Here is a 24503-nt window from a genome sequence, read left to right as displayed (position 1 = left end):
CGTGGGGCTACCAGTTCTTCTTTCGCTTGGGGTACGCCGTCCCGGCCCAGTAACCTGCGCTGACCTTCGCCGTGATGGCGTAGGCCTCGCACTGGTCGAAGAGCGGGCACGCGGAGCACAGTGACGCGCAGAACGCCACGTCCTCCGGTGCCAAGTGGTCGGCGGTGAACAACGGGTCGTCGGTGCAGGGTGGCGCGTAGTCCTCCAGTGCGGCATGCAGCGCAGCCCACGCGGCCTCGGGCGTGACGCGCGCCTTGGCTGCTGCCTTTCTGGCGCTGGCGCGGCTCATGGTGTTGCCCGATCGGTCGGGATGCCGGGATCGGTCATGATGGGATTTCTCTCAGTCGATGTGCGCTGTTGCCCGCTGGGAGACCCGGCAGATCGCGCGTTCCGCGGCAGGGTGCGCGGCGTGGCGGGGTGCTTCCTCACCTGGACACGGATGGATCGCCGCACAGCCGCAGAGGTCTCGGTCATGACGTCACCCCGTTCAGCCGGGGGCAGGTATCGTCGTGATAGACGTGCAGGTGATGCACGCCGAGCGCATCCACTTCGAGCCGAGAGCGCGAGTCGCAGTCGGGACACTGGTACGCGGCAGCCACGTCGACAGCGCGCGTGTCCGGTTGTGCGCGCTTGGCTCGGCGCGCTCGCCGGTTCATCGCCGCCTCCGCGCGGTCCTGCGCTTGGTACTGGTTCCCTGAGTTGCCTGAGTTGAGTTGACCCCCACATCACACACATCAGGGGCACTGACATCAGGGGGGTTACCGGTGGGGGAAGGGTCAACTCGCAACTCAGGCAACTCAGGGGGTACACCCATCAGCGCGTACTTGCCCGCGTCGTCCTTGGAGACGAGTTCACGCCGATGCAGCCGAGACAGCGCATTGCGCACCGACTGCACGCTGGCGGTCGCATTCGGATCACGGCTGTAGACCTCGAACGCGACGGCGGGCGTCATCGGCCCGTGTAGGCGCAGCAGGTCCATCAGTTCACTGCCGAGATCGCCCTGCTTCGTGACCTTCTCCTGGCGGTGGTGCTCCATCGCGTTGCGGCGGGCTTCTTCCAGGGTCCGGCCATCAAGCGCCCACCCATCGACCCCAAGAAGAATCGCGTACTCGTCGCCTTCTACGTCGCGCAGCTCGCAGACCAGCGTGGCGGCAGGCTCGCGCCGTGCCGGGCGATTCAGGGCGATGATCCCATCCACGGCAGCCGTCAGGCCGTGTGTGCCGGACGACGCATCAACGCTGTCGCCTTCCTTCGACTTGCGGTTGTGATGCACGACGATGATCGACGCGCCGGGATCGTCCGCGCACAGCTTCTGCAGCGGCTGAAGGGTCGCCTTTTCGTGCTGGAACTGGGTCATGTCGCGGGGGCGGCTGCCCATCACGCCGGAGAGCGTGTCAAGGATCACCAGCGGCGACCGCCCCTTGTGCCGTTCCAGGAACGTGCGCAGAACCGCGAGAGCCGTGTCGGGGTCGGTGTGGTACTCGAACGCATCCGACAAGGCCCGATCACCGAGCAGCGATGCCAGCCGGTTCTGAAGCCGACGCTCGCCCGACTCCAGATCGAGCACCAGCACCGGGCGCTGTCGCACTGCGAGCACTCCCAGCGCCTTTCCGCCCTCGGCGCACGCAATCGCCAGATCGAGAGTGAGCAAGCTCTTGCCGATCTTCGGCGCGGCGATCAGCAGGTGGCAGCCGTCGGGCACCATCCCCGGCACGATCCAGTCGAGCTTCGGAAACTTCCGCTTCAGCAGGTCGCTGCCCTTCTTCGGCGCGGGGTTCACGATGGCCTCGGCCACGTCGTCACCGAAGGTAGGTTCGGCATCCTTGACGGTTGCCTTGGGTACGGGGCGACGCCGCCGTGCGGGCCTACTTGTGTTCGTGGTCACTTTCGTGATCCCTTCTGTGCGGACTCGACCACGCGGCGAGCCTCGGATGGGGTGAAGCCGATGTCCTCTGCGGCTTCGATCAGTTGTTCGGCATGGCGCGTACTGCCGCCTGCCTCGTGTACGCGTCGCGCGGCCCAGTGCAGCCCGTTGTGACGTTCACCCGGCTGTAGCGCGCGAACCCACGAGACCAGCCCGCCGATGTCGTAGGTTCCGGCCTCACGGCGATCACGCTCAGCGGGGGTCTCCAGCACCAGCCGCGCCAATTCGAGCGGCATGTGCGCGATCGGTCGGCGGTTCCACCTGTACGGCTGCCCCGTGGCAGGGTGCAGGCTCGGCGGCATCACCATGTAGCCGTTCGCCTTGAAGTCGATACCAACGGGCAGCTTCGTCCCGGTGACGCGCTCCCACGGGCGCACGTAGTACAGATGCCAGCCGCCCGACCCGGTCTTCGTGGTCAAGGTGGGCGCGAGCGGAACCCCGGCTGCACGCGCCAGCGCACGGCGCGACCCGCCATTGCGCGGGTCAATGTCGAACACCACAACGTTCTCGGGCACAGGCGAGCCAATGTTCCAGTCGCCGGCTCGCCACCACTCGCGAATCTGGCGCGGGCTGGTCGTGGCGTCGTGGTGGCCGTGTTCCGTAATGGGGCGCTTTCCGTCAATCGGGAGCACCGCCCATCCGGCCATAGCGAGGTCCAGCGCGGCGCGCAGCAGGCGGCTCACGACTCGTCCTCGCCGCGTAGTGCGCGCAGGTGCAGCAGCTCTTCCAGCTCGGCGTCGTCCCACTCGATGGTCGGGGTGCCGTGCACGGGCACATCCGGGCCGAACACGAACACATCGGGATAGCGCGCGTCCAGTGGCTTGCCGTTGAACGCCTTGGAGAGCGCCCGTTCCATGTCGGCACGGGTGTCAAACGTGTAGATGCTGAGCTCGGGCTGATCGCGCGTACCCGTGAGCGTGGCGTATCCGTACTGGTGCTCGGCCCCAGGCCCGATGTGGACCGCCTGCACCGCGCCCGCAAGCTGCCGAGCCGCGATGTTGCGGTAGGCCTCCGCGCTCATCGCTGGCCCCCAGTGCGCAGCAGCCCGCGCAGTTTGCGCAACTGCGCCTCAGTCGGATCGGGGAGAGCAGCGGCCAGTCGCTTCGCAGCGGCGAGGTTGGCGGCGCGCTCCTGCTCGCGTCGAGTCTGCGCGTGCGTCGGCGTGCCCTTAGACAGTGCGGTGCTCATCGCCGATCACCCCGCAGAAGTGTGGTCAGCCGGTGAATCTGCTGATTGGTTAGCCCGATTGGTGCAAGGGCGAGCGCTTTCTCAATCGCGCCTTCGATCTTGTGTGCGGCAAGGTCGCGGCGCGCTTCGGCCTCGGCTTCGGGGTTGCGCTCACGGACGGCGCGGGCTACACGTGCAGCGGCAGCGTGCGAACGGCCACCCCTGGACAGCGGTTCGGTGGTAGACAACGGGAGTCTCCTCAAGCGGGTTGAAGAAACCCCCGCGAAGAGGCTCGGACCTGTTGTCCTCGGCACCTGGAGCGTCCAGGCATTTTGATGCCGTGTTATGAGGCCATAATGTTTTCCGCGCCGACCACCAGCGCTATTCAGTTGTGGGCAATGCTAGATGAAGATCACGCCGTCCGTCGCAGCGGCACGGTGAAGCATCTCCTGGAAGTTCTCGTGTTCGTACTTGGCAGAGCGCCCGCACCCGGCCACCGGGCACTCGAACGCGGGGTGAGGGTATACCTGCACGCCGTCGTTCGTGGTTCGCAGGTAAAACTCATCGGCCTCTCCGTCAACGCGGATGAACACGCCTTCGGCATCGGACCACTCGTAGCGACGCAACCTCACGAGCCGCTTGTGCGCGGTGCCGCGGGGGCAGGCGACAAGCACTTGGGGGTTGGTCTGTTGGCTCACAGACACTATCGTGCCCCGGCCCGCCGAGGCCTCACAAGATCAAAACCCTCCCGCAGACGGGAACTCTCCGGTCAGCCGACCAATAAGAACTTCTTGCGCCTCGGCGTGTTGACCGACGCCAGCGACCGCCTGCCCGACTGGGGCTGCCACGGCGCTACCTAGGGTCGGCGGGAGGGCGCTGGGTCGCCCAGATCGGCGCACGGCTCCGCGCTGCCGACCCGCTATCCCTTCGGGGCCACCTGCACGCTCTCGGGGTCCCACGACTTGCCGCTGCCGCTGGGCAGGATCGTCACCGTAACCAGCGTGTCCAGCACGGCGCGCTTGACGTCTATCGACAAGCTCTCCCACACCTGGCGCGCCTTCGGGCCGACCAACTCAGCGGGCACGGCAGCCGGTAGTGCCTTCTCCACTTCTGCGGCAGCCGCAGCACGGTCAGCCCGCAGTCGCTCGGTGATGCGCGCGAGCTGTGCGGCGTCGATGGTGCCGTCTGCGAACATGTCAGCCGCGTTGGCCATGCGGGCATCAATCGCCTCCACGGCGTCGCGTGCGGCTTGCAGCGCAGCCGGGTCGCCCTTGGTGAGCAACTTTGCGGCACTCGGCTTATCAGTCAGCCACGCGATGATCGTCTCCTCAACCAGCTCATCAACGAGTTCCTGCTTGCGGCGCACGCGATAGCACTCGTTACACACGTAGCTCGGCGGCTGGCGCTTGGTGCCGCCCGTCTTCGTCTTCGTCCACCGGCCAGGAGCACGGACCATCTTGCCGCCACACGGGATCGGCTCGCCGTCGTCATCCAGCGCGTCGGTAGGCCGTCCACACCGAGCGACTCCCGCCAGCAGGTGCTTCGGCTCGCGGCCAGCCGGGGCAGTACGGCGCGCCGGGTCTGTCAGCACGGCCTTCAACCGTTCGTGTGTGTCCTCGTCAATCACGCGAGGCGCACCATCAGGGGTGCGTCCCACCACCTTCTTCCGGTGGACGATCAGCCCTGCGAGGTTGGCGCGTAGCAGCATCTGCTTGAGCGTGGTGCTGTTCCACAGCGGGTCGGGAGTGCTGTAGGTCGGCTCGGGGCGGTGCTCAGCGCGGGCTTGCTCCCTGGCCCGGTTGCGCTCGACAGCACGTGGGGAGGGGATGCCTCGCTCGTTGAAGTCCTTGCACACTGACCGCAGCGAGTCGCCGTCAAGCACGCGGCGCACAGCCTCGCGGATCGTCGCGGCCTCTTCCTCGTCCAGCACCATCGCTGAGCCCTCGCGCCGGTAGCCGTAGCCCACACGACCATTGTGGATGCCGTTGGCTGCCCGCTGCCCGTTGGCGGCGACCTGCCGCGTGGCCTTCTGCTCACCCTCGTACTGGGACCACGCGGCCACGGTGCGCGCTACGGCGCGGCCTGCCGGGGTGGTCAGGTCCAGGGTGCCCGCCGTCACGGTGTACACCGGCACGTTCAGGGCGATCACCCGTTCCAAGTCCTTCGTCAGGCGCAGCAGCCGGTCTTGATGCCACGCGATGATCGCCGGGGGGTGGGCGTCCAGCATGGCCTCGAAGCCGGGGCGCACCTTGCCGCTCGTGGCGCTGATGTCGTTGTCGGTGTAGACGTGGGTCACGCGCAGCCCTAGCGACTTGGCCAGCTTGCGGCACTCGGCCTCCTGGCGGGCAACGGCCAGCGCTTCGCCGGTGCGGTCCAGACTCACCCGCGTGTATATGACGCAGTCCATAAAGGTACGTTAGCGCAATGCTCTAGCCCCTGGTGTTCCTCATCCTGCCGTTGTCCGTCGTGTTCGCGATCTATCCGGGACTGTTCATCCTGCGCCTCGGCATCGGGTGAGTGGTCTGTGGGTGAGGTCGCGAGGGCTTACGTTTTGTCTATGGGAAGTCTCGAGTACAACAGCTCTCGTCCGCCGATCGATGTCGAGGACACCCTGCTGGCGCATCTGAAGATCGTGATCTCCACGAAGCTGCGGCGCCAGGAGAGCTTCATGATGACGTGGCCTTCGGGGAAGAAGAGCCCCGGTCGGCTCTCCGCGTGGATGCACCCGGCCATCCCGCTGGTGCTCGAGTTCGACGCCGACCCGGTCCCGGCGATCGACCCGGCCCGGGTCAGTCACATGATGGAGCGCTTGAACGCGCGCGGCGAGCTCCTCATCGACGAGTTCACCTCCTGACGCTGCCGCGGCTTCCCGCGGGGCTCAGACGTCCCAGTCCGGTAGTCCCCCGAGGTCTGCGGCGAGGCTCCCCTCGCCGGCTACCTTGACCTGGAAGAGGAACACCCGCGACGTCGGGTGGACGAGGACGCTCGCGAGGCCGTCCGACGTAGCGAACGAGACGAATGTCGGCTCGGTGCGTGCGGCGGCTTCGATCCGTTCTCGGAGGGCGACGACATCGGTGCCGCGAGGCAGAGGATAGGTCAGCCCGTCGATCTCGACCCGCGCCCGCATCTCATCGTCAGGTCCAGGGCGCATGCGTGACAGGCTATCCCTCGTCGTGGTGTCCGGACCCGGGGTTGTGCGATTCACGCGACGGGAGTACAGAACTCCGCCGCTTCGCCCTCCGGGCACCGATGACGATGACGATGACCGAGACGAGGACCACCACGCCGACGACGATCGCGATCATCACGGGAATCGACGGCAGCAGAGGGTTGGGTTCCATGAGGCAGGAGCCTATTGCGTTCTCGGATCTTCCGGTAGGAGGCCGTGAAGCCCGGCCGTGTGGATGACGTCCGCGCCGCGCCAGGTCGCCTCGGTCGTGAGGCGTTCCCTGCGTCGACTGTCGGCGAACTCGGCGCGTGACAGGTGCCGCTCCATCATTCCTCTATCGAGCAGCGAGCACCCGTCTTGAACCAGCCATCTGTGTTCCAGCGCCACTCACCGACCGTGAAGTCGTCGGACCGGATCCGGACCTCGGAGGAGTAAGACGCACCGACGATGATCGAGTGCCACTCGTGACCAGGCGACGCGAAGTTGACCACGGAGCCCGCGAGGGAGGAGCCGAGGTCTTCGGTTGAACGCAACTCGATCGCCTTCTCCTGGTCTTCGGACTCGTATGAGACGGCGTACCAGTCGTCGGCGTCCGAGAAACAGGTGACATAGTCCACCGAGCCGTCGGAGTTGACTCGGAGAGCCGAGGGGTGAGTTGCGGTGCAACCCGTGAGCACGACCACGGCGCCGACGACGGCGAGCGAAAGCGCTCTCTTCCTCCGCTTGGGCATGGAAAGACGCTATAAGGCACGATCAAGTGCGTGATCTGTCGATGCCCGATCGTTACCTCGATCGGAGTGGCGAGCGACGTTGCGCTCGGGATCAACCTCCTCGGCGTTCCGCCGCTTTGCAGGTCGAGGCCTGCGCACCGGCCGAGTCGTCCGCGGCGCGACGACTCAGGATCGACATCGCTGGAGCCGTTGAGGGGGCCGTGCATCCGGCCCTGTGGATAACGTCTGCGCCGCGGTGGGTCTCCGATGCACACTGGCGGCATGATCTCTCGTGCGCGCTCGATGTTCCGTGCCTTCCACGACGACGAACGGGGAGACGTGCCCGGCTGGGTGCTCGTGACCCTGATGACCGCGGGGCTCGTCGTGCTCATCTGGGCGGTCGCCGGGCCTGCGCTCACCTCCCTCTTCGAGCAGGCCATCCAGCGGGTGTCGGGGCTCTGACATGCGTGCGCCTGCGGGGGTGACCGACGACCGCGGATCGAACCCGGTGGAGTTCGTGCTCGTCGGCACCCTGCTCACCGCGCTCACCCTCGCGGTGCTGCAGCTCGCGTTCGCGATCTACGTGCGCAACGTCGTCCACGACGCCGCCGTCGAGGGGGCGTACTACGCGGCTCTCGCGGACACGACGGCCGCGGAAGGGGAGGAACGGGCACGCGAGGTCATCCGTCGCGCGGTCGGCCCCTCCTACGCGGACGACATCACGGTGGCCTCGGCGTGGCGGGAGGGACAGGAGACCGTCGAGGTCCGGATCCGGACGATGCTCCCGGTGTTCGGCCTCGTCGGCGTTCCGGCGGCCTTGCAGGTGGAGGCCCACGCACCGGCGGAGTCGTTCGATGCGCGATGACGCGGGGTCGAGCTCGCTGGAGTTCATCGCTGTCGGGGTGATCATGCTCGTGCCGCTGCTGTACCTCGTGATCGCCGTGGGCTCGGTGCAGGAGCAGTCGTTGGGCGTCGAGGCCGCGGCGCGGCAGGCCGCACGTGCCATCGCCTCGGCGCCCGACATGTCGGAGGCTGCCGGCCGCGGGGAGCGAGTGCTGGCGGGGATCGTCGAGGAGTACGGCATCGACCCCGGCGCGATCGACGTCGCGGTCTCGTGCCGCCCCCGTCCATCGCCCTGTCCGGCGGCGGGAGCGACGGTGGTCGTCACGGTCTCGACGCGGGTGCCGCTGCCGCTCGTGCCGGGCGTGCTCGGACTCGACCAGGCGACATCCGTCCCCGTGGAGGCCGTGTCGGTGCAGAAGGTGTCTCGGCGATGGGCCGGGGGATGAGGGGACGCGCGCCGGCCCCGAAGCAGCATGGAGAGGGCGACGACGAGGGGAGCGTGCTGCTGCTCGTGCTCGGCTACCTGATCCTCGCGCTCGCGGTGCTCTTCGTGTGCGTCTGCGCCACCGATCTCTACATCGCCCAGAAGCGGCTGGACGGTCTCGCGGATGCGGCGGCGCTCGCCGGAGCGGACGGCTTCACGCTGCAGGTGGAGGGGGACGTGCCGCGCGCGACGCTCACCGACGCGGGGGTGGCCGAGCAGGCGGCGCCGCTCGTCCTCGGAGCGGGGTTCGAGGCGACCGTCGTCGATGCGGGCACCCCGGACGGCGTGAGCGCGCGCGTCACCGTCGCGGCGACCTGGCACCCGCCGCTGCTCTCCCCGTTCGTGCCGGACGGGGTGCCGCTGCAGGCGACGGCCACGAGCCGGACGGCGCTGCGCTGAGCGACCGTGCGCTCAGCCGTCGGCCGGGTCCGGCGTGCTCGGGGGCGTCCGGGGGACGAACCGGGGGATCCAGCGCAGGAACCCGGCGGCGCCGACGAGTCCGATCAGGCCCATGGCTCCCGCCGCGAACGACAGGGAGGCGACCGCGGTGATGCCCGAGACGAGGAGCGGAGCGACCGCGCCGCCGGCATCGGTCAGCGTGCGCCACGATCCGAGGAACGCGGCCGGGTCGTGCTTCGGGGCGACGTCCGCGCCGAGGGTGAGGAGGATGCCGCTCGACAGTCCGTTGCCGACGCCGAGGACCGCGGCGAACATGCCGAACCAGAGCACCGCGGAGTCGAGGTCGTGCGTGACCGACAGGGCGAGGAACCCGGCGCCCATCAGCACCATCGCGGGCATGGCCGCCCAGAGCCGGCCAAAGCGGTCCATCACCTGGCCGCTGGCGTAGAACAGGGCGAAGTCGATGGCTCCGGACACGCCGACGACGAGGGCGATGGTCGACGCGTCGAGACCCAGCGAGAGGCCCCACAGCGGGAGGACGACCTGCCGTGCCGATCGCACCGCCGAGAGCGAGGCCGCGGCGAGCCCGAGCCGGCCGAGCACTCCGCGCTGCCGCCACATCGTCTGGAAGATCCCGGCCCGCTCGACCGTGGGGATCGACCCGGTCACCGCCTCTCCGCTGTCCTCCACGAAGCGATCGGTCGTCCGCAGCGGGGCGACCGTCTTCTCCGGATCCGGTCCGAAGAGCACGAGCAGGACCATGACGACCAGGCAGGCGAGGAAGAACCAGATCGCCGCGGCCTCGGTGCCGAAGAGCTGCAGGAGGCCGGCGGAGACGAACGGACCGATGAAGATGCCCAGACGGAAGCTGCCGCCGAGCAGGGAGAGCGAGCGGGCGCGGAACACCAACGGCACCCGCGTGGTCATGAACGCGTGCCGGGCGAGCCCGAACGCGGCGGCGCACAGGCCGAGGAGGAACACCGACGCCGCGAGGATCCCGAGCGACGGCGCGAACACCATGCCGACGGCGGCGAGGATGGCGATGGCGCCCGCGATCACCATCGTGAAGCGCTCTCCGATGCGACCAACGGCCCAGCCGGCCGGGAGGTTGCCGCACAGCTGGCCGACCACGAGCGCCGAGGCGACCAGGGCCGCGAAGGCGACGTCGGCGCCCATGGACGCGGCGATGACCGGGATGAGCGGGATGACCGCGCCCTCGCCGAGGGAGAAGAGGACGGTCGGCAGGTACACCATCGGCCCGAACTGTCGGAGGACCGTGGATGCGCTGCTCACGTCCTTCACGCTACTCCGGTCGGCGTGCGGGCCTGGACATGCCCGTCCCCGCGCGCGCGGGCGGCACGTTAGGCTGAGGTGTCATGCTCGAACTAGATCTCTCCGCCGAAATCCAGGCGCTCAGGCACACCTTCGGCGACATCAGCGAGGTCGTCGATGTCAACCGTCTCCGCGAGGACATCGCGCGTCTCAGCGAGGAGGCCGGCGCGCCCGACCTCTGGGACGACACCGAGAACGCCCAGAAGGTCACCAGCGCCCTGAGTCACCGCCAGTCGGAGCTCGCCCGCATCACCGGCATCGCCCAGCGCCTCGACGACCTCGAGGTGCTCGTCGACCTCGCGAACGAGATGGGCGACGAGGAATCGGCGATCGAGGCGCGCAAGGAGCTGCAGACGCTCACCGACCTCATCAACCAGCTCGAGGTGCAGACGCTGCTCGACGGCGAGTACGACGAGCGCAGCGCCATCGTCACCATCCGCTCCGGCGCCGGCGGCGACGACGCCACCGACTTCGCCGAGATGCTCATGCGCATGTACCTGCGCTGGGCGGAGCGCCACAAGTACCCCGTCAAGGTGATGGACACCTCGTACGCGGAGGGTGCGGGCATCAAGTCGGCGACCTTCGAGATCGACGCGCCCTACGCCTTCGGCACGATCTCGGTCGAGGCCGGCACGCACCGCCTCGCCCGCATCAGCCCGTTCGGCTCGGCGGACAAGCGCCAGACGTCGTTCGCCGCCGTCGAGGTCATCCCGCTCATGGAGGAGGCGACCGAGGTCGACATCCCCGAGAACGACATCCGGGTCGACGTCTTCCGCTCCTCCGGCCCCGGTGGGCAGTCCGTCAACACGACCGACTCCGCCGTGCGCATCACCCACCTCCCGACCGGCATCGTCGTGTCGATGCAGAACGAGAAGTCGCAGATCCAGAACCGCGCCGCGGCCATGCGCGTGCTGCAGAACCGCCTCCTCCTGCTGCAGAAGGAGCAGGAGGCCGCCAAGAAGAAGGAGCTCGCGGGCAACATCACCGCGAGCTGGGGCGATCAGATGCGCTCCTACTTCCTCTACGGCCAGCAGCTCGTGAAAGACCTCCGCACGGGCCAGGAATCCGGCAACCCCGCCGCCGTGTTCGACGGCGACCTCGACGACTTCATCTCGGCGGGCATCCGCTGGCGCAAGCGCAAAGACGAGGACTGACCACCACGACGAAGGCCCCGGGAATTCCCGGGGCCTTCGTCGTGTGGTGCCGACGGGTCAGCGTGCCGACGCCTCGACGGTCACCCGGGCGACCTCCTGCAGCATCTCGTCCGTGATGACGACCACATAGGACGAGCTCTCGGCGACGTCGAACGACACCGTTCCCTCCGTCGTGGAACCGGCCTTCTGCTCGCTGGACTCCAGCGTCGCGTCACCGAAGATGTCGTAGTCGCCCTCGGTGCCATCGGCCGTCTCGACGGAGAAGTAGAGCGGGTTGACGTACGTCGTCCCGTCGAGCGTCTCCCAGGCGACGTCGATCATGAGGTAGCCGCCGTTGTTCGCCTCGAAGTCCGAGCCGTTGCTCGGTCCGTACGTGGCCGACCGGATCGTGACCTCGGCCGTGCCCTCCAGCTGGGGTACGGCGACCGGCTCGCCCAGCGTGGCCTCGGCGACCTCGCCCGTGCCTGCGTCGCCGGGGTCGTCGGTCTCCGGCGCCGGGCTCTGGCTCGTGCCCTCGTCGTAGTCCGGAAGGGTGACCGGGCGCACGGTGTTCGCGACGGCCAGCACGAAGAAGATGCTCACGACGATCGCGACGATGCCGCCGAGCACCGACACCCCGAGACCGGTGATCCCCGGCCACTTGGTGCCCTTCAGGAACAGGGAGATGAGCGAGACGATGAATCCCGCCGCCAGGAGGAACCAGGCGAACGGCAGCGTCACGGGGATGAACGCGAGGAGGAGGCCGAGCGCGGCGAGCCCGAGGCCGACGAGCCCCAGCACCGAGACCTTCTTCGGTGCCGCGGGAGCGGGGGCCTGGCCCGGGTAGGGGGCCTGTCCGGGGTACGCGCCCTGGCCAGGGTACGTCCCCTGTCCGGGGTACGTCCCCTGCCCCGGATACGTGCCCTGACCAGCCGGCGCCTGACCGGGGTATCCACCGGCACTCTGCGTGCCCGGGTAGGCGCCCGGTGCCGGGGAGGCACCCTGGCCCTGGTAGGGGTTCTGACCGGGGGAGCCCGCGGTACCGCCGTCGGCACCGGCGGGCGGGACGATCGGTGCCGCACCGGGAAGATCGTGCGCACCGCTGGCCGGTGCGGTCCAGTCCTGCGCCGGCTCGGGTGCGACGATGAACTCGGTCGCCGGTTCGTCCGGAGCGATCTCGCGCTCGGCGGCGACCGCCTCCGCATCAGCGGGCTCCGCCGCTGCGGTCGGTTCTTCCGCCCGCGGTGCTTCGACATCCGTCGTCGCGGCCGTGCCCTGTTCCGGGACGCCGTCCGCGGTCGCGTCCTCGGCGGCCGCAGGGGCGGCGTCCTCCGTCGTCGTCTCCGGGGCGAAGTGCTCGGTCCACTGCTGGCCGTCCCACCAGCGCAGGCGCCCGGAACCGTCGTCGTACCAACCAGCAGGTGTCGTCATGGGGATCCCCTCCGTGTGTGCGCTCGCGTGGTGCACGCGAATCGACACTCCATGTATAGCAGCGGGCGGCGACGTCGGTGGGGCCGTGGGCACAGAGGAATCGCGGTCCGGCGTGCCGCGCGGCGGGGTGTCGTGCCGAGCCCCGGCCGATGCCGCGCTTAGGCTCGAATCGCCATGATTCGGTTCGAGAACGTCACGAAACGCTACCGCGGGACGTCGAAGCCCGCCCTGTCCGGTGTCGACTTCGAGGTGCAGCGCGGGGAGTTCGTCTTCCTCGTCGGCGCCTCCGGGTCCGGCAAGTCGTCCTGTCTGCGCCTCATCCTCCGCGAGGACGTGCCGACGAGCGGTCGGGTGGCCGTCCTCGGCCGCGACCTGCGGGCGCTCGCGAACCGGAAGGTGCCCTACTTCCGTCGGCACATCGGCTCGGTGTTCCAGGACTTCCGACTGCTGCCGTCCAAGACGGTGTATCAGAACGTCGCGTTCACGCTGCAGGTCACCGGCTCGTCCCGCGGCTTCATCCAGCAGGCCGTTCCCGAGGCGCTCGCGCTCGTCGGGCTCGACGGCAAGGAGAAGCGCATGCCGCACGAGCTCTCCGGCGGGGAGCAGCAGCGCGTCGCGATCGCCAGGGCGCTCGTCAACCGTCCGCAGGTGTTGCTCGCCGACGAGCCCACCGGAAACCTCGACCCCGCGACCTCCGTCGACATCATGCAGCTGCTCGCCCGGATCAACGCGGGCGGCACGACCGTGCTCATGGCCACCCACGAGGCCGGATTCGTCGACCAGATGCGCCGCCGCGTGATCGAGCTCCGCGACGGCGAGATGGTCCGCGACGAGGTGCACGGCGGATACGGGGATACCTCGAACATCCCGCGCCTGGTGCCGGAGGAGGTCCGCGGCGCCGCGGCCGCCGCCGCTCTCACCGCCGTCCAGGAGGTGCAGCGCCAGACCGCCGACCTCTCCGTCGTCCGCGCCGCGCTGGCCGAGGAGCTGGATGCCCAGCGTCGGGCCGCCGCCGCGTCTCCTGCAGTCACCAAGCCCGCTGCCGCCCCGGCCCCGCAGGTGGTCGAGCCGCCGGAGCCCTCGCGGGAGCCGGGCGTGGTCGAACCGCCGGATGTCGTGCATCCCCCGGCCGCATCGCCGCCGTCCGCGGCCGCCGTGGCGCCGCGGACGCGTCCGATCGTGATCCCGGAGGTGGATGTCGCCGAGCTCGGCGTCGCCGACCGCCTCGGGCTTTCCGATCAGGACGACGAGGAAGTGGGCCCGACCTCATGAGAATCGGACTGATCCTGACCGAGGCCCTCGTCGGCCTGCGGCGCAACATCTCGATGGTGATCTCCGTCGTGCTCGTCACGTTCGTGTCGCTCACGTTCGTCGGCGCCGCGATCCTCATGCAGTCCCAGATCGGCGTCATGCGCGGGTACTGGTCCGAGCGCGCCCAGGTGGCCGTCTACATGTGCTCCGCGGTGTCGGAGTCGGACACCTGCGTGGACGGTGCGGCGAGCGAGGAGCAGGTCGCCGCCGTGCGCGCCCAGCTCGAAGGCGACGCGCTGTCACCGCTCATCAGCTCCATGACCTTCGACACGAAGGAGGAGACGTACGCCAAGCTCGTCGAGCAGGTGGGGGAGGAGCAGGCCAGTGTGCTCTCGCCCGACCAGGCGTTCGAGGTCTTCTTCGTCACCATGAAGGACCCCGGGCAGTCCCAGGTCCTCGCCGAGGCGTTCAGCGGCCAGGCCGGAGTGGAACAGGTCCAGGACCAGCTCCAATACCTCGAACCGCTGTTCTCCGCGCTCACCGTGGCCACCTACATCGCCGTCGGCATCGCCGTGCTGATGCTCATCGCCGCGACGCTGCTGATCGGCACGACGATCCGCCTGTCGGCGTATGCGCGGCGCAAGGAGATCGGCATCATGCGCCTCGTGGGCGCCTCGAACCGCTTCATCCAGACGCCGTTCGTGCTCGAAGGCGTGTTCGCCGCGCTGCTGGGTTCCGCCCTGGCCAGTGCCGCCGTCGTCGCCGGGATGCACTTCGGCGTGAACGGATACCTGCGCGGGCGCGTGCCCTTCATCACCACCTGGGTGACCATGCAGGACGCGGCGCTCGTCGTCCCGGTCCTCGTCGGGATCGGCGTGATCCTCGCCGCGCTGTCGGCGGGCTTCGCGATCCGGCGCTGGCTGCGTACCTGATACCCTGAAAGGCTGCTCGGCCGATCCGCTGCCGAGCCGTCCACGGCACCACAGCACAGGAGATCATCATGCCCAGGGAACGCGGGGAGAAGGTCATCGCGACCAATCGTCGCGCGCGTCACGACTACAACATCGAGAAGTCGTACGAGGCGGGGATGGTGCTCACCGGCACCGAGGTGAAGTCGCTCCGTCAGGGGCGCGCGAACCTCAGCGACGGCTACGCCTTCGTGAAGGGCAACGAGGTCTTCCTCGACGCCGTGCACATCCCGGAGTACTCGCAGGGGCACTGGACGAACCACTCGGCCAAGCGAATCCGCAAGCTCCTCCTGCACCGCGAGGAGATCGCGAAGCTCGCCCATGCCGTCTCCGCGGGCGGATACACGCTGATCCCGCTCAAGCTGTACTTCTCCGACGGTCGCGCCAAGGTCGAGATCGCTCTCGCGAAGGGCAAGCGCGAGTACGACAAGCGGCAGACCCTCCGCGAACGCCAGGACACCCGTGAGGCCGAGCGGGCGATGCGTCTGCGCAACCGGGTGGGCGAGTAGCCTCCCCGGCTCAGAGGCTCGGCGTGAAGCCGAACACCCGGCCGAGGAACGCGAGCTCGCGTTCCAGCGCGTCGACGATGGTCTCCGCGCTGCGGAACCCGTGGCCCTCGCCCGGGTACAGCACGTACTCGTGGTCGATGCCGTTCGCCGCCAGCGCGTCGCGGATGGCCTCCGACTGGGACGGCGGCACGACACGGTCCTCCCCGCCCTGCAGCAGCAGCACCGGTACGTCGATGCGGTCGGCGTGGGTCAGAGGCGAGCGCTCGATGTACACGTGCTCCGCAGCGGGGAGCGGACCGACGAGGCCGTCGAGGTACGACGCCTCGAAGTCATGGGTCTCGGCGGCGAGCATCCGCAGATCGGCGACGCCGTAGCGGCTGATGCCGGCGGCGAACGTCCCGCCGCGCACGAGCGCAGAGAGCACCGTCCAGCCGCCGGCCGAGCCGCCGCGGATGGCGATGCGCGCGGGGTCGGCGAGCCCGGCGTCGGCGAGCCCGCGGGCGGCCGCGATCACGTCGTCCACGTCGACGACGCCCCACTGCCCCTGCAGGCGGTCGCGGTACGCCCGACCGTAACCGGTGGACCCGCCGTAGTTCACGTCGAGGACCCCGATTCCCCGGCTCGTGAAGAACGCGATCGAGGCGGAGGCCGCTCCCGTGACGTGGGCGGTCGGCCCGCCGTGCACGAGCACGATGTAGGGCGGGAGCTCGCCGTCGGCGCCGCGGGGCTCTCCGGGCGCGGCGGGCGGATAGGCGAAGGCGTGCACCGGCCCGTGCGCCCCCTCCACGACGAGCTGCTGGGCCGCAGGCATCCAGTCCTCGTCGACCAGAGCGCCGCCGGTGACGGTCTCGACGGCACCGCAGTCCACGTCGACGCACCAGATGCCGGAGGTCACGCGCGAGCCGTCTCCGCTGAGCAGGACGCGTGAGCCCGCGACGTCGTCCACGCTGAGGTGCCCGTCGGCCGGGACCGCGAACACGCGCGTCTCGCCGTCCGGGGACACGAGCTGCACCTCGTCGCGTCCGTCGGTGCGGACGGCCACGAGGCGGCCATCCGCCAGCGGCTGGAACCAGCGGTTGCCGAGCACCCACAGGCCGTAGCCGGTGTCCGCGTCGGACGAGGTGAGCGGACGGGAGGCACCGGGCTGGAGTCCGTCGAGCGCGAGGTGCTGGAGCTGCCAGCGTCCCGAGGAATCATCGGCGAACACGAGCGCGTCGTCGCCGGTCCATTCCGGCTGCAGGGCGGCGGAAGTGGGGACCCGGGTGATCGTCCCGCCGGCCGCCGATCCGATCGCGAGCGTGGCGCTCTCCCAGGGCATGCTGTCCGCCTGCCATTCGACCCAGGCGACGCGGCTGCCGTCGGGCGAGAGCGCGGGGTGGGCGAAGAACCCGGGGCCCTCGACGATCACCCGGATGGCGGAGGCGTCCTCGGCGGCTGCGCCGTCCACGGGGATCTCCACGATCGCGCGGCGGTGCGGATCGGTCGAGAGGTCTTCCCGGACGGCCAGCAGCCTGCCGCTCCGCACGCGCAGTCCGCCGTACGAAGGGCCGGCGGCGGTGAGCGGGCTCGGCTCCGCACCCCGATCCATCCGGTGCACGCGCTGGTCGGCGCCTGAGACGAAGTACAGGGTGTCGCCATCGACGGTCCAGGCACCGCCCCCGTACTCGTGCACGCGGGAACGGGCGTTCCAGGGGGCCGGGAGGATCTCCGCCCCGGTCGAGCTGCGTACCGTCACCCGTCCGCCTTCGGCGGGCACCGACTCAGCCCACCACACCTCGTCACCGACGAAGCGGGCGCCGTCGATGCGCGGAGCCGCTCCCGCGACGGCGGCGGCGGTGAAAGGGGAGGACCAGGAACCGAACGGTGAGGACATGCCTCGAGCCTATGGGCGGTGACACACGACGTCACACTCGTGCGGCGGGCCGAGGCCGTGTTCTAGGTTTCTGGAAACGCCCGGTTCATCCCGGGCGTGGAGCGACAGCCGAGCCCGGCACCCGCCCGCGAACGACGTGCTCTTCGTCGTGCGCGGACCCCGGCCCCTGTCCCCTGGAGAGAAGATGTCTTCCACGTTCGACACCGCTCGCGCCTCCCGCGTGCCGTTCTCGTTCGAGCTCTACCCGCCGCGCTCGGAGTCGAGCCAGGAGGCCCTGCACGAGACGGTCCGTCGCCTCGCCGCCGCCGGGCCCGAGTTCCTCTCGGTGACCTACGGCGCCGGCGGGTCGACCGGAGGGCGCTCGCTCGACGTGCTGCGGTTCATCCGCGAGCACACCGACGTCGAGCCCCTCGCCCACCTCACCTGCGTCGGCAACACCTACGCCGGTGCCACGGCGCTCATCCGGGAGTTCCTCGACGCCGGGATCCTCCGCTTCCTCGCTCTGCGCGGAGATCCGCCCGCGGGGCAGAGCGAACCCTTCCTCGGCGACCTGGAGAGCGCCGCGCAGCTCGTGCAGCTCATCGATCGCGTCCAGGCCGAGCGCGCGCCGTATCAGGAGTCACCGGTCCCCGGACTTCCCGGGGCTGCGCTCGTGGCCCCGCGGCAGAAGGTCGACATCGCGGTCGCTGCCTTCCCGAAGGGGCACCCGCGGGCCACGCACCGGACGCAGGATGTGGAGGCTCTGCTCGCCAAGCAGGCCGCGGGGGCGACCTTCGCGATCACCCAGCTCTTCTTCCACCCTGACGACTACCTCGCCTTCGTGGAGCGCGCCCGCGCCGGCGGCGTCACCATCCCGATCCTCCCCGGCATCATGCCGATCACCTCGCCGGCCCGTCTGGCTCGGGTCCTGGAGCTGACGGGGGAGGACCTGCCCGGCGAGCTCGCGATCGCTCTCGACGTCGAGCCGACCGCCGAAGGGCGCCGGGAGATCGGGATCTCGTGGGCCGCGCGCCTCGCCGCCGACGTCGTCGCCGGCGGCGCCCCCGGCGTCCACCTATACGCGTTCAACCAGCACGAGACCGTCCTGACCGTCCTCGCCGAAGCCGGCATCGTCCCGGCGCTCCGGCACTAGTCCCCGCCGAAAGGAAACACCATGACCGCATTCCCCGAGGGCACCATCCTCGGCTACCCCCGCATCGGCCGTCGCCGCGAGCTCAAGAAGGCCGTCGAGGCGTTCTGGGCCGGCCGCATCGACGAGCAGGAGCTGGAGCGGACGGCCGCGGAGCTGCGCGCGGCGACCCGCGAGCGCCTGGCGGGGCTCGGCCTCGGCCGCACGGACTCGTCGATCCCGGAATCCTTCTCGTACTACGACCAGGTCCTCGACGCCGCCGTCACGGTCGGCGCGATCCCCGCCCGCTTCGACGACCTCCGCGAGGCCGACGGCACGATCGGCCTGCCCGCGCTGTTCACCGTCGCCCGGGGCGAGGGCGAGCGCGCGCCGCTGGAGATGACGAAGTGGTTCGACTCGAACTACCACTACCTCGTGCCGGAGATCGGTCCGGAGACGGTGTTCTCCCTCGCCAGCGACCGCCTGGTGCGCGAGGTCGCGGAGGCCGCCGCCGCCGGCTTCGTCACCCGACCCGTGGTCGTCGGACCGGTCACCCTGCTGGCGCTCGCGAAGGCGTCGGACGACGCGCCGGAGGGCTTCGAGCCGCTCTCGCGGCTGGAGGATGTGCTGCCCGTCTACGTCGACCTGCTCGCCCGCCTGCGCGCCGCGGGCGCCGAGTGGGTGCAGCTCGACGAGCCCGCCCTCGTGAGCGAGTCCCTGCCGGCCACGACCGCACAGCTCGCCGCGGCCGCGGAGCGCGCGCTCGCGGTGCTGGGCACCGCCGAGGAGCGTCCCTCGATCCTCGTCGCGGCCCCGTACGCGAGCCTCGGCGAGACGTTCGCGACCGTGGCCGCGGCCCCCGTCGAGGCCATCGCCGTCGATCTCGTGCGCGGCACCGTGCCCGCCGCGGTGCCGGGCCTCGAGGGCAAGACCCTCGTCGGCGGTGTGATCGACGGGCACAACATCTGGCGCGGCGACCTCTCCGCGGCGTTCGACGCGCTGGAGGCGCTCCGCGCGCTCGGCGCCCCGGTGTCGGCATCGACCTCGACCTCGCTGCTGCACGTGCCGCACGACGTGGACGACGAGACCGCTCTCGACGAGCGCCTCGTCTCCTGGCTCGCGTTCGCGGACCAGAAGGTGCAGCAGGTCGTGACCCTCGCCCGCGGTCTGTCCGCAGGGCGCACGGCGATCGCGGCCGAGCTGGACGCGGCGACCGCTGCGCTGCAGGACCGCCTGACCGCTCCCGGCGTGCGGGACGGTGCGGTGCGTTCCCGCGCGCTGGGCGACGCCGACTTCGCCCGTGCCCCGTACCAGGAGCGCGAGGAGGCGCAGAACGCCCTCGGCCTACCCGCGCTGCCCCTGACGACGATCGGCTCCTTCCCGCAGACCGGCGACATCCGCCGTGCCCGCGCCCAGTTCCTCCGTGGCGAGATCCCCGAGGACGACTACGAGGAGTTCCTGCGCCGTGAGGTCGCCGCGGTCGTCTCCCTGCAGGAGGACCTCGGTCTCGACGTCCTCGTGCACGGTGAGCCGGAGCGCAACGACATGGTGCAGTACTTCGCGGAGAACCTCGACGGCTTCGCGGTCACGCAGCACGGCTGGGTGCAGTCCTACGGCTCGCGGGCCACGCGACCGTCGATCCTCTGGGGCGACGTCTCGCGTCCCGCGCCCATCACGGTCGCCTGGTCGGCGTACGCCCAGTCGCTCACGGCAAAGCACATGAAGGGGATGCTCACGGGCCCCGTCACGATCCTCGCGTGGTCCTTCGTCCGCGACGACCAGCCGCTGGGCGAGACCGCGAACCAGGTGGCGCTGGCGCTGCGCGATGAGATCGCCGACCTGGAGGCCGCGGGCATCCAAGTGATCCAGGTCGACGAGCCGGCGCTCCGGGAGCTGCTCCCGCTGAAGCAGGCCGACCAGCCGGCGTACCTCGACTGGTCGGTCGCCTCGTTCCGACTGGCCACGGGCGGCGCGGCACCGGCCACGCAGGTGCACACCCACCTCTGTTACTCGGAGTTCGGCGTCGTGATCGACGCGATCCGTGCGCTCGACGCGGACGTGACCTCCATCGAGGCGGCCCGGAGCCGCATGGAGGTCGTCGCGGACATCGCCGAGGTGGGCTTCGACCACGGCATCGGCCCCGGCGTGTACGACATCCACTCGCCGCGCGTGCCCACCGTGGAGGAGGTCGAGTCCCTGCTCCGGCGTGCGGTCGACGAGATCCCGCTCCGGCAGCTCTGGGTGAACCCGGACTGCGGTCTGAAGACCCGCGGCTACGCCGAGACCACGGCGTCGCTGCGGAACATCGTCGAGGCGACCCGACGGGTGCGCGAGGACGTGGTGGTCACCGCCTGACGCGGTCGTCCCCGGACACACGAAGGCCCTCCCGGCGCGGGAGGGCCTTCGTCGTCGTCTCTCCGACGATACGGCGTCTCAGACCGCGCGCATGACCGCGACGACCTTGCCGAGCACGACCGCCTCGTCGCCCAGGATCGGCTCGAACGCGGAGTTGCGGGGCAGCAGCCACGTGTGGCCGTCGCGACGGCGGAGCACTTTGACGGTCGCCTCGCCGTCGAGCATGGCGGCCACGATCTCGCCGTTCTCCGCCGTGTTCTGCGAGCGCACCACGACCCAGTCGCCGTCGCAGATGGCGGCGTCGATCATCGACTCCCCGGAGACCTTGAGCATGAAGAGGTCGCCCTTGCCGACGAGCTGACGGGGGAGCGGGAAGATCTCCTCGACCTGCTGATCGGCGGTGATCGGCACACCGGCGGCGATCCGCCCGACCAGCGGGACCAGGGCGGCATCGCCGACGGGGGTCGTCACATCGGCCGGGTTCTCCGTGCCCGTGCCGGGGAGGTCGATGAGGACCTCCATCGCGCGGGTCTTGCCCGGGTCGCGCCGCAGGTAGCCGCTGAGCTCGAGCTGACCGAGCTGGTGGGTGACGCTGGACAGCGACTTGAGCCCGACGGCGTCGCCGATCTCACGCATGCTCGGCGGATAGCCGTTCTGTGCGATCGAGGCCTGGATGACCTCGAGGATCGCCATCTGCTTCGGGCTGAGGTTCTTGCGACGACGGGTGCGCGGCGCCTCGGACTCGAGGGCTGAGGTGTCGCTCATGGTGCTCCTTCACTGCGTGATCCGACGTGCCGCTTCGAATGTCGGTGGCCCGTGGTGGGGTGTCCTTATCGAAACCGTATCCGAGAAAACCGCCGATCTGGAAGATCTGTTCGAGCGTGTCGGGGGATTCGCGGGGCCTGGTTTCGAAGACAGCTTGACAGATGTTCGAACTCGAAGATATCTTCGGAACGTAGCTTCGCATTCACGGCTCCCGGCCGAGTCGCGGATGCGAACGCTACGCCAACCTCCCCGGGCTCCGGCGCCGGGACAGTAAGGAGCAGACATGAGCAGCATGAGCCTCAGCACCGCGACCGCCCTTCCGGCATCGGCCCGTCCGGCCACCCGGCTGCGGATCACGGCCCGCGGTCGCCGCACGCTGCTCGCGCTCGCCTCCGTCCCGCTCGCTGCGGGCATCGCCTTCGCCGCCCTCGGCGGGGGCAGCGCGATCGCCTCCGGCGCGGACGCACCGGCCGTCTCCGTCCAGACCGTCACGGTCATGCCCGGTGACACGCTGTGGTCGATCGCGAGCAGCATCGCTCCCGACGCCGACCCGCGGGATGTCATCGGCGAGATCAGCCGGATGAACCTCCTGCGTGGTGGTGAGCTCCAGGTCGGGCAGGAGCTCGCGCTCCCGGCACGGTACACCGACTGACACGGCGGTCGAGGTCCGGCCTCCGGTCCGTGACGATCCGATCGTCACGATGACCTCGGCTCTCCGCGCTCCTCTTAAGATGGGAAGGGTGACCTTCTCCCTCAACGATCTCCCGCTCCGCGACGATCTGCGCGGACTCACCCCGTACGGCGCACCTCAGGCCCCGCTCCCGGTGGCCCTCAACGTCAACGAGAACACGCATCCTGTTCCCGACGAGGTCGCCAGCGACATCCTCGACGACATCGCGGTGGCGATCCGAGACGTGAACCGGTACCCGGACCGTGAGTTCACCACGCTGCGGGAGGCGTTCGCCGACTACCTGGGTCACGGCCTCACGCCGGAGCAGATCTGGGCGGGCAACGGATCCAACGAGGTGCTGCAGCACATCTTCCAGGCGTTCGGCGGACCGGGGCGCACGGCCTTCGGCTTCGCTCCCACGTACTCGATGTACCCGCTCATCGCGAAGGGGACCGGCGCCTCCTGGATCGCCGGCACCCGTCAGCCCGACTACACGGTCACCCCGGAGGAGGCGGCGCAGCAGGTGCGCGCGGCAGACCCCGACATCGTGATCCTCTGCTCGCCGAACAACCCGACCGGCACCCCGCTGGGGCTCGACGTCGTGGAGGCCGTCTACGAGGCGGCCCGCGGCGTCGTGATCGTCGACGAGGCCTACCAGGAGTTCGCGCCGCGGGATGCGGCGTCGGCCCTCACCCTCCTGGAAGGACGGCCGCGGCTCGCCGTCTCCCGCACCATGAGCAAGGCGTTCGCCTTCGCCGGTGCCCGCGTCGGCTACCTCGCGGCCGATCCGGCGTTCATCGATGCGCTGCGTCTCGTCCGGCTGCCGTACCACCTGAGCGCGCTGACGCAGGCGGCCGCCGTCGCCGCGCTCCGCAACGCCGACGTCATGCTCGGCATGGTGCAGGAGATCGTGGAGCAGCGGGACCGCATCACGGCGACGCTCGAAGCGCTGGGCTACACGCCGCACCTCTCGTGGTCCAACTTCGTGCTGTTCGGGGGCGTCGCGGACCCGCAGGCGACGTGGCAGCAGCTGTACGACCGCGGCGTGCTCGTCCGCGACGTGGGCATCCCCGGCCACCTGCGCGTCAGTGCCGGCACGGAGGCGGAGACGACGGCGTTCCTGGACGCCCTGGCCTCGATAGGATCGGCATCATGACCATCCCCGCGCCCACCGCACGCACCGCGAGCCGCGTGCGCAGCACGTCGGAGTCCACCGTCGAGGTCGAGCTGAACCTCGACGGCACCGGCGCGAGCCGCATCGACACGTCGGTGCCGTTCTTCGACCACATGCTCACGGCGTTCGCGAAGCACTCGCTGACGGATCTCACCGTGCGGGCGTCCGGGGACACCCACATCGACGCGCACCACACCGTGGAGGACGTCTCGATCGTGCTCGGTCAGGCGATCCTCGCGGCCCTCGGGGACAAGTCCGGCATCTCCCGCTACGGCGACGCCCTCGTCCCCCTGGACGAGGCGCTCGCGCAGGCGGTCGTCGACATCTCGGGTCGCCCGTACCTCGTCCACGAAGGGGAGCCCGCAGGTTTCGAGCACCACCTGATCGGCGGGCACTTCACCGGGTCGCTCGTGCGGCACGTCTTCGAGGCCATCACCTTCAACGCCGCGCTGACCGTGCACGTGCGGGTGCTGAGCGGGCGCGACCCGCACCACATCGCCGAGGCCGAGTTCAAGGCGTTCGCGCGGGCGTTCCGTCAGGCGAAGGCGCTGGATCCCCTCGTCGACGGCATCCCGTCCACCAAGGGAGCCCTGTGAGCACCGCGCCCCGGGTCGCCGTCTTCGACTACGAATCCGGCAACGTCCACTCCGCGGTCAAGGCCCTCGTCGCGGCGGGAGCCGACGCCGTGCTCACGCGCGACCGCACCGAGGCGCTCGAGGCCGACGGGTTCGTCGTGCCCGGTGTCGGCGCCTTCCAGGCGGTGCGGGACGCCCTGCACGCCCACGGCGGCGACGAGATCATCGGCCGTCGCCTCGCGGGCGGCCGACCGGTGCTCGGCATCTGCGTCGGCATGCAGGTGCTCTTCGCGCACGGCGTCGAGCGGGGGCACGACACCGCGGGCCTCGGCGAGTGGCCGGGCGCCGTGACGGAGCTCAACGCCCCCGTCCTGCCGCACATGGGCTGGAACACCGTCGAGCCGGGGGAGGACACCGTCCTGTTCCGCGGGATCGAGCAGGAGCGCTTCTACTTCGTGCACTCCTATGCGGCGCAGTCCTGGGAGCTCGACGTGATCCCGCCGTTCCCGCAGCCCGTGCTCACGTGGGCGGACTACGGCGGACCGTTCCTCGCGGCCGTGGAGAACGGCCCGCTCTCGGCGACGCAGTTCCACCCGGAGAAGTCCGGAGACGCCGGCATCCGGCTGCTCCGGAACTGGGTGGAGAGCCTCTGACGCCGAGCCG

At 69.9% G+C, this 24503-nt stretch carries 28 protein-coding genes; 15 read left to right on the top strand and 13 right to left on the bottom strand.

The features are described 5' to 3' along the window. Window positions 1-7: 7 nt before the first annotated feature. The 6 genes from ACIQID_RS13365 to ACIQID_RS13340 all read right to left on the bottom strand — a co-directional run bounded on the left by ACIQID_RS13365 (window position 8) and on the right by ACIQID_RS13340 (window position 5498). Window positions 8-289, bottom strand: a complete 282-nt coding sequence (locus ACIQID_RS13365; RefSeq protein WP_400285927.1) for a WhiB family transcriptional regulator — start codon at window positions 287-289, stop codon at window positions 8-10. 363 nt (window positions 290-652) lie between these two features. Continuing rightward, window positions 653-1795: an AAA family ATPase gene (locus ACIQID_RS13360; protein WP_400285924.1), complete on the bottom strand. Its 1143-nt coding sequence runs from the start codon at window positions 1793-1795 to the stop codon at window positions 653-655. A gap of 86 nt (window positions 1796-1881) precedes the next feature. Continuing rightward, on the bottom strand, window positions 1882-2607 hold the full coding sequence (locus ACIQID_RS13355; RefSeq protein WP_400285921.1) for a bifunctional DNA primase/polymerase: 726 nt from the start codon (window positions 2605-2607) through the stop codon (window positions 1882-1884). Then, the gene (locus tag ACIQID_RS13350) at window positions 2604-2945 is read right to left on the bottom strand and encodes a hypothetical protein (protein ID WP_400285918.1); all 342 of its coding nucleotides are present in this window, start codon (window positions 2943-2945) and stop codon (window positions 2604-2606) included. The genes ACIQID_RS13355 and ACIQID_RS13350 overlap by 4 nt, the downstream gene beginning before the upstream one ends. A 547-nt stretch (window positions 2946-3492) precedes the next feature. Beyond that, window positions 3493-3789, bottom strand: coding sequence for a hypothetical protein (locus ACIQID_RS13345; protein WP_400285915.1), 297 nt, complete (start codon window positions 3787-3789; stop codon window positions 3493-3495). Between the two features lie 221 nt (window positions 3790-4010). Beyond that, window positions 4011-5498, bottom strand: coding sequence for a recombinase family protein (locus ACIQID_RS13340; RefSeq protein ID WP_400285912.1), 1488 nt, complete (start codon window positions 5496-5498; stop codon window positions 4011-4013). A gap of 150 nt (window positions 5499-5648) precedes the next feature. On the opposite strand from ACIQID_RS13340, the gene ACIQID_RS13335 reads away from it, so the two are divergent. Continuing rightward, window positions 5649-5945 carry a hypothetical protein gene (locus ACIQID_RS13335; protein ID WP_025105304.1) on the top strand — a complete coding sequence of 99 codons (297 nt, stop codon included), beginning with the start codon at window positions 5649-5651 and terminating at the stop codon, window positions 5943-5945. A gap of 24 nt (window positions 5946-5969) precedes the next feature. On the opposite strand, the gene ACIQID_RS13330 is transcribed toward ACIQID_RS13335, so the two are convergent. The 3 genes from ACIQID_RS13330 to ACIQID_RS13320 form a co-directional block, all read right to left on the bottom strand. Further along, window positions 5970-6242, bottom strand: a complete 273-nt coding sequence (locus ACIQID_RS13330; RefSeq protein ID WP_312675167.1) for a hypothetical protein — start codon at window positions 6240-6242, stop codon at window positions 5970-5972. A gap of 10 nt (window positions 6243-6252) precedes the next feature. Further along, window positions 6253-6432: a hypothetical protein gene (locus ACIQID_RS13325; protein WP_312675165.1), complete on the bottom strand. Its 180-nt coding sequence runs from the start codon at window positions 6430-6432 to the stop codon at window positions 6253-6255. Between the two features lie 154 nt (window positions 6433-6586). Then, window positions 6587-6991: a hypothetical protein gene (locus ACIQID_RS13320; protein WP_400285907.1), complete on the bottom strand. Its 405-nt coding sequence runs from the start codon at window positions 6989-6991 to the stop codon at window positions 6587-6589. Window positions 6992-7252: 261 nt separating this feature from the next. Here ACIQID_RS13320 and ACIQID_RS13315 point away from each other — a divergent pair, with 261 nt between their 5' ends. Genes ACIQID_RS13315 through ACIQID_RS13300 form a run of 4 tightly spaced genes read left to right on the top strand, consistent with a single transcriptional unit; the run spans window position 7253 to window position 8696 of the window. Beyond that, window positions 7253-7432, top strand: coding sequence for a hypothetical protein (locus ACIQID_RS13315; RefSeq protein ID WP_400285904.1), 180 nt, complete (start codon window positions 7253-7255; stop codon window positions 7430-7432). A 1-nt stretch (window position 7433) separates the two neighbouring features. Further along, on the top strand, window positions 7434-7835 hold the full coding sequence (locus tag ACIQID_RS13310; protein ID WP_312675161.1) for a TadE/TadG family type IV pilus assembly protein: 402 nt from the start codon (window positions 7434-7436) through the stop codon (window positions 7833-7835). Continuing rightward, on the top strand, window positions 7825-8259 hold the full coding sequence (locus ACIQID_RS13305; RefSeq protein ID WP_400285900.1) for a TadE family protein: 435 nt from the start codon (window positions 7825-7827) through the stop codon (window positions 8257-8259). Before ACIQID_RS13310 ends, ACIQID_RS13305 begins: the two co-directional genes overlap by 11 nt. After that, window positions 8256-8696, top strand: coding sequence for a pilus assembly protein TadG-related protein (locus ACIQID_RS13300; RefSeq protein WP_400285897.1), 441 nt, complete (start codon window positions 8256-8258; stop codon window positions 8694-8696). The genes ACIQID_RS13305 and ACIQID_RS13300 overlap by 4 nt, the downstream gene beginning before the upstream one ends. A gap of 12 nt (window positions 8697-8708) precedes the next feature. On the opposite strand, the gene ACIQID_RS13295 is transcribed toward ACIQID_RS13300, so the two are convergent. Beyond that, window positions 8709-9950, bottom strand: a complete 1242-nt coding sequence (locus tag ACIQID_RS13295) for an MFS transporter (RefSeq protein WP_312675925.1) — start codon at window positions 9948-9950, stop codon at window positions 8709-8711. A 122-nt stretch (window positions 9951-10072) separates the two neighbouring features. On the opposite strand from ACIQID_RS13295, the gene prfB reads away from it, so the two are divergent. After that, window positions 10073-11182 carry a peptide chain release factor 2 gene (gene prfB, locus ACIQID_RS13290; RefSeq protein WP_187661893.1) on the top strand — a complete coding sequence of 370 codons (1110 nt, stop codon included), beginning with the start codon at window positions 10073-10075 and terminating at the stop codon, window positions 11180-11182. A gap of 57 nt (window positions 11183-11239) precedes the next feature. Here the strand turns inward: prfB and ACIQID_RS13285 are convergent, their stop codons facing one another. Further along, window positions 11240-12592, bottom strand: coding sequence for a DUF2510 domain-containing protein (locus ACIQID_RS13285; protein ID WP_400285892.1), 1353 nt, complete (start codon window positions 12590-12592; stop codon window positions 11240-11242). Window positions 12593-12766: 174 nt separating this feature from the next. On the opposite strand from ACIQID_RS13285, the gene ftsE reads away from it, so the two are divergent. The 3 genes from ftsE to smpB all read left to right on the top strand — a co-directional run bounded on the left by ftsE (window position 12767) and on the right by smpB (window position 15320). Continuing rightward, window positions 12767-13864 carry a cell division ATP-binding protein FtsE gene (ftsE, locus tag ACIQID_RS13280; RefSeq protein ID WP_400285889.1) on the top strand — a complete coding sequence of 366 codons (1098 nt, stop codon included), beginning with the start codon at window positions 12767-12769 and terminating at the stop codon, window positions 13862-13864. Further along, window positions 13861-14775, top strand: a complete 915-nt coding sequence (gene ftsX, locus ACIQID_RS13275; RefSeq protein WP_312675149.1) for a permease-like cell division protein FtsX — start codon at window positions 13861-13863, stop codon at window positions 14773-14775. Before ftsE ends, ftsX begins: the two co-directional genes overlap by 4 nt. 68 nt (window positions 14776-14843) lie before the next feature. Further along, a complete protein-coding gene (gene smpB / locus ACIQID_RS13270) occupies window positions 14844-15320 on the top strand; it encodes an SsrA-binding protein SmpB (RefSeq protein ID WP_050722832.1) in 477 nt (158 codons plus the stop codon). Window positions 15321-15330: 10 nt separating this feature from the next. Here smpB and ACIQID_RS13265 read toward each other — a convergent pair whose 3' ends face one another. Then, a complete protein-coding gene (locus ACIQID_RS13265) occupies window positions 15331-17193 on the bottom strand; it encodes a S9 family peptidase (protein ID WP_400285884.1) in 1863 nt (620 codons plus the stop codon). A gap of 184 nt (window positions 17194-17377) precedes the next feature. Here ACIQID_RS13265 and ACIQID_RS13260 point away from each other — a divergent pair, with 184 nt between their 5' ends. Together ACIQID_RS13260 and metE are read left to right on the top strand one after the other, a co-directional pair. Then, a complete protein-coding gene (locus ACIQID_RS13260; RefSeq protein WP_400285881.1) occupies window positions 17378-18325 on the top strand; it encodes a methylenetetrahydrofolate reductase in 948 nt (315 codons plus the stop codon). Between the two features lie 21 nt (window positions 18326-18346). Beyond that, entirely contained in the window at window positions 18347-20656 is a 2310-nt protein-coding gene (gene metE, locus ACIQID_RS13255; RefSeq protein WP_312675146.1) for a 5-methyltetrahydropteroyltriglutamate--homocysteine S-methyltransferase, read from the top strand. A 78-nt stretch (window positions 20657-20734) separates the two neighbouring features. On the opposite strand, the gene lexA is transcribed toward metE, so the two are convergent. Continuing rightward, a complete protein-coding gene (gene lexA, locus ACIQID_RS13250) occupies window positions 20735-21421 on the bottom strand; it encodes a transcriptional repressor LexA (RefSeq protein ID WP_136051128.1) in 687 nt (228 codons plus the stop codon). Between the two features lie 283 nt (window positions 21422-21704). On the opposite strand from lexA, the gene ACIQID_RS13245 reads away from it, so the two are divergent. From ACIQID_RS13245 to hisH, 4 genes are all read left to right on the top strand, one after another. Next, window positions 21705-22073: a LysM peptidoglycan-binding domain-containing protein gene (locus ACIQID_RS13245; RefSeq protein WP_400285876.1), complete on the top strand. Its 369-nt coding sequence runs from the start codon at window positions 21705-21707 to the stop codon at window positions 22071-22073. Between the two features lie 79 nt (window positions 22074-22152). Then, a complete protein-coding gene (locus ACIQID_RS13240; protein WP_172400031.1) occupies window positions 22153-23247 on the top strand; it encodes a histidinol-phosphate transaminase in 1095 nt (364 codons plus the stop codon). After that, the gene (gene hisB / locus ACIQID_RS13235) at window positions 23244-23861 is read left to right on the top strand and encodes an imidazoleglycerol-phosphate dehydratase HisB (RefSeq protein ID WP_025105286.1); all 618 of its coding nucleotides are present in this window, start codon (window positions 23244-23246) and stop codon (window positions 23859-23861) included. Before ACIQID_RS13240 ends, hisB begins: the two co-directional genes overlap by 4 nt. Then, window positions 23858-24493, top strand: a complete 636-nt coding sequence (hisH, locus tag ACIQID_RS13230; protein ID WP_400285871.1) for an imidazole glycerol phosphate synthase subunit HisH — start codon at window positions 23858-23860, stop codon at window positions 24491-24493. Before hisB ends, hisH begins: the two co-directional genes overlap by 4 nt. Window positions 24494-24503 lie beyond the last annotated feature (10 nt).

It is taken from the genome of Microbacterium sp. NPDC091676, assembly GCF_044756645.1.
GTDB lineage: Bacteria > Actinomycetota > Actinomycetes > Actinomycetales > Microbacteriaceae > Microbacterium > Microbacterium paraoxydans_D.
The sequence above is the reverse complement of the archived record's forward strand: the minus strand, read 5'-3'. Positions and strand labels throughout refer to the sequence as shown.

Excerpts from the sequence above, each read along its gene's own strand:
- ACIQID_RS13365 (WP_400285927.1), bottom strand. The coding sequence starts at position 289 with ATGAGCCGCGCCAGCGCCAGAAAGGCAGCAGCCAAGGCGCGCGTCACG.
- ACIQID_RS13350 (WP_400285918.1), bottom strand. The coding sequence starts at position 2,945 with ATGAGCGCGGAGGCCTACCGCAACATCGCGGCTCGGCAGCTTGCGGGC.
- ACIQID_RS13340 (WP_400285912.1), bottom strand. The coding sequence starts at position 5,498 with ATGGACTGCGTCATATACACGCGGGTGAGTCTGGACCGCACCGGCGAA.
- ACIQID_RS13335 (WP_025105304.1), top strand. The coding sequence starts at position 5,649 with ATGGGAAGTCTCGAGTACAACAGCTCTCGTCCGCCGATCGATGTCGAG.
- ACIQID_RS13330 (WP_312675167.1), bottom strand. The coding sequence starts at position 6,242 with ATGCGCCCTGGACCTGACGATGAGATGCGGGCGCGGGTCGAGATCGAC.
- ACIQID_RS13325 (WP_312675165.1), bottom strand. The coding sequence starts at position 6,432 with ATGGAACCCAACCCTCTGCTGCCGTCGATTCCCGTGATGATCGCGATC.
- ACIQID_RS13320 (WP_400285907.1), bottom strand. The coding sequence starts at position 6,991 with ATGCCCAAGCGGAGGAAGAGAGCGCTTTCGCTCGCCGTCGTCGGCGCC.
- ACIQID_RS13315 (WP_400285904.1), top strand. The coding sequence starts at position 7,253 with ATGATCTCTCGTGCGCGCTCGATGTTCCGTGCCTTCCACGACGACGAA.
- ACIQID_RS13310 (WP_312675161.1), top strand. The coding sequence starts at position 7,434 with ATGCGTGCGCCTGCGGGGGTGACCGACGACCGCGGATCGAACCCGGTG.
- ACIQID_RS13305 (WP_400285900.1), top strand. The coding sequence starts at position 7,825 with ATGCGCGATGACGCGGGGTCGAGCTCGCTGGAGTTCATCGCTGTCGGG.
- ACIQID_RS13300 (WP_400285897.1), top strand. The coding sequence starts at position 8,256 with ATGAGGGGACGCGCGCCGGCCCCGAAGCAGCATGGAGAGGGCGACGAC.
- ACIQID_RS13295 (WP_312675925.1), bottom strand. The coding sequence starts at position 9,950 with ATGGTGTACCTGCCGACCGTCCTCTTCTCCCTCGGCGAGGGCGCGGTC.
- prfB (WP_187661893.1), top strand. The coding sequence starts at position 10,073 with ATGCTCGAACTAGATCTCTCCGCCGAAATCCAGGCGCTCAGGCACACC.
- ACIQID_RS13285 (WP_400285892.1), bottom strand. The coding sequence starts at position 12,592 with ATGACGACACCTGCTGGTTGGTACGACGACGGTTCCGGGCGCCTGCGC.
- ftsE (WP_400285889.1), top strand. The coding sequence starts at position 12,767 with ATGATTCGGTTCGAGAACGTCACGAAACGCTACCGCGGGACGTCGAAG.
- ftsX (WP_312675149.1), top strand. The coding sequence starts at position 13,861 with ATGAGAATCGGACTGATCCTGACCGAGGCCCTCGTCGGCCTGCGGCGC.
- smpB (WP_050722832.1), top strand. The coding sequence starts at position 14,844 with ATGCCCAGGGAACGCGGGGAGAAGGTCATCGCGACCAATCGTCGCGCG.
- ACIQID_RS13265 (WP_400285884.1), bottom strand. The coding sequence starts at position 17,193 with ATGTCCTCACCGTTCGGTTCCTGGTCCTCCCCTTTCACCGCCGCCGCC.
- ACIQID_RS13260 (WP_400285881.1), top strand. The coding sequence starts at position 17,378 with ATGTCTTCCACGTTCGACACCGCTCGCGCCTCCCGCGTGCCGTTCTCG.
- metE (WP_312675146.1), top strand. The coding sequence starts at position 18,347 with ATGACCGCATTCCCCGAGGGCACCATCCTCGGCTACCCCCGCATCGGC.
- lexA (WP_136051128.1), bottom strand. The coding sequence starts at position 21,421 with ATGAGCGACACCTCAGCCCTCGAGTCCGAGGCGCCGCGCACCCGTCGT.
- ACIQID_RS13245 (WP_400285876.1), top strand. The coding sequence starts at position 21,705 with ATGAGCAGCATGAGCCTCAGCACCGCGACCGCCCTTCCGGCATCGGCC.
- ACIQID_RS13240 (WP_172400031.1), top strand. The coding sequence starts at position 22,153 with ATGGGAAGGGTGACCTTCTCCCTCAACGATCTCCCGCTCCGCGACGAT.
- hisB (WP_025105286.1), top strand. The coding sequence starts at position 23,244 with ATGACCATCCCCGCGCCCACCGCACGCACCGCGAGCCGCGTGCGCAGC.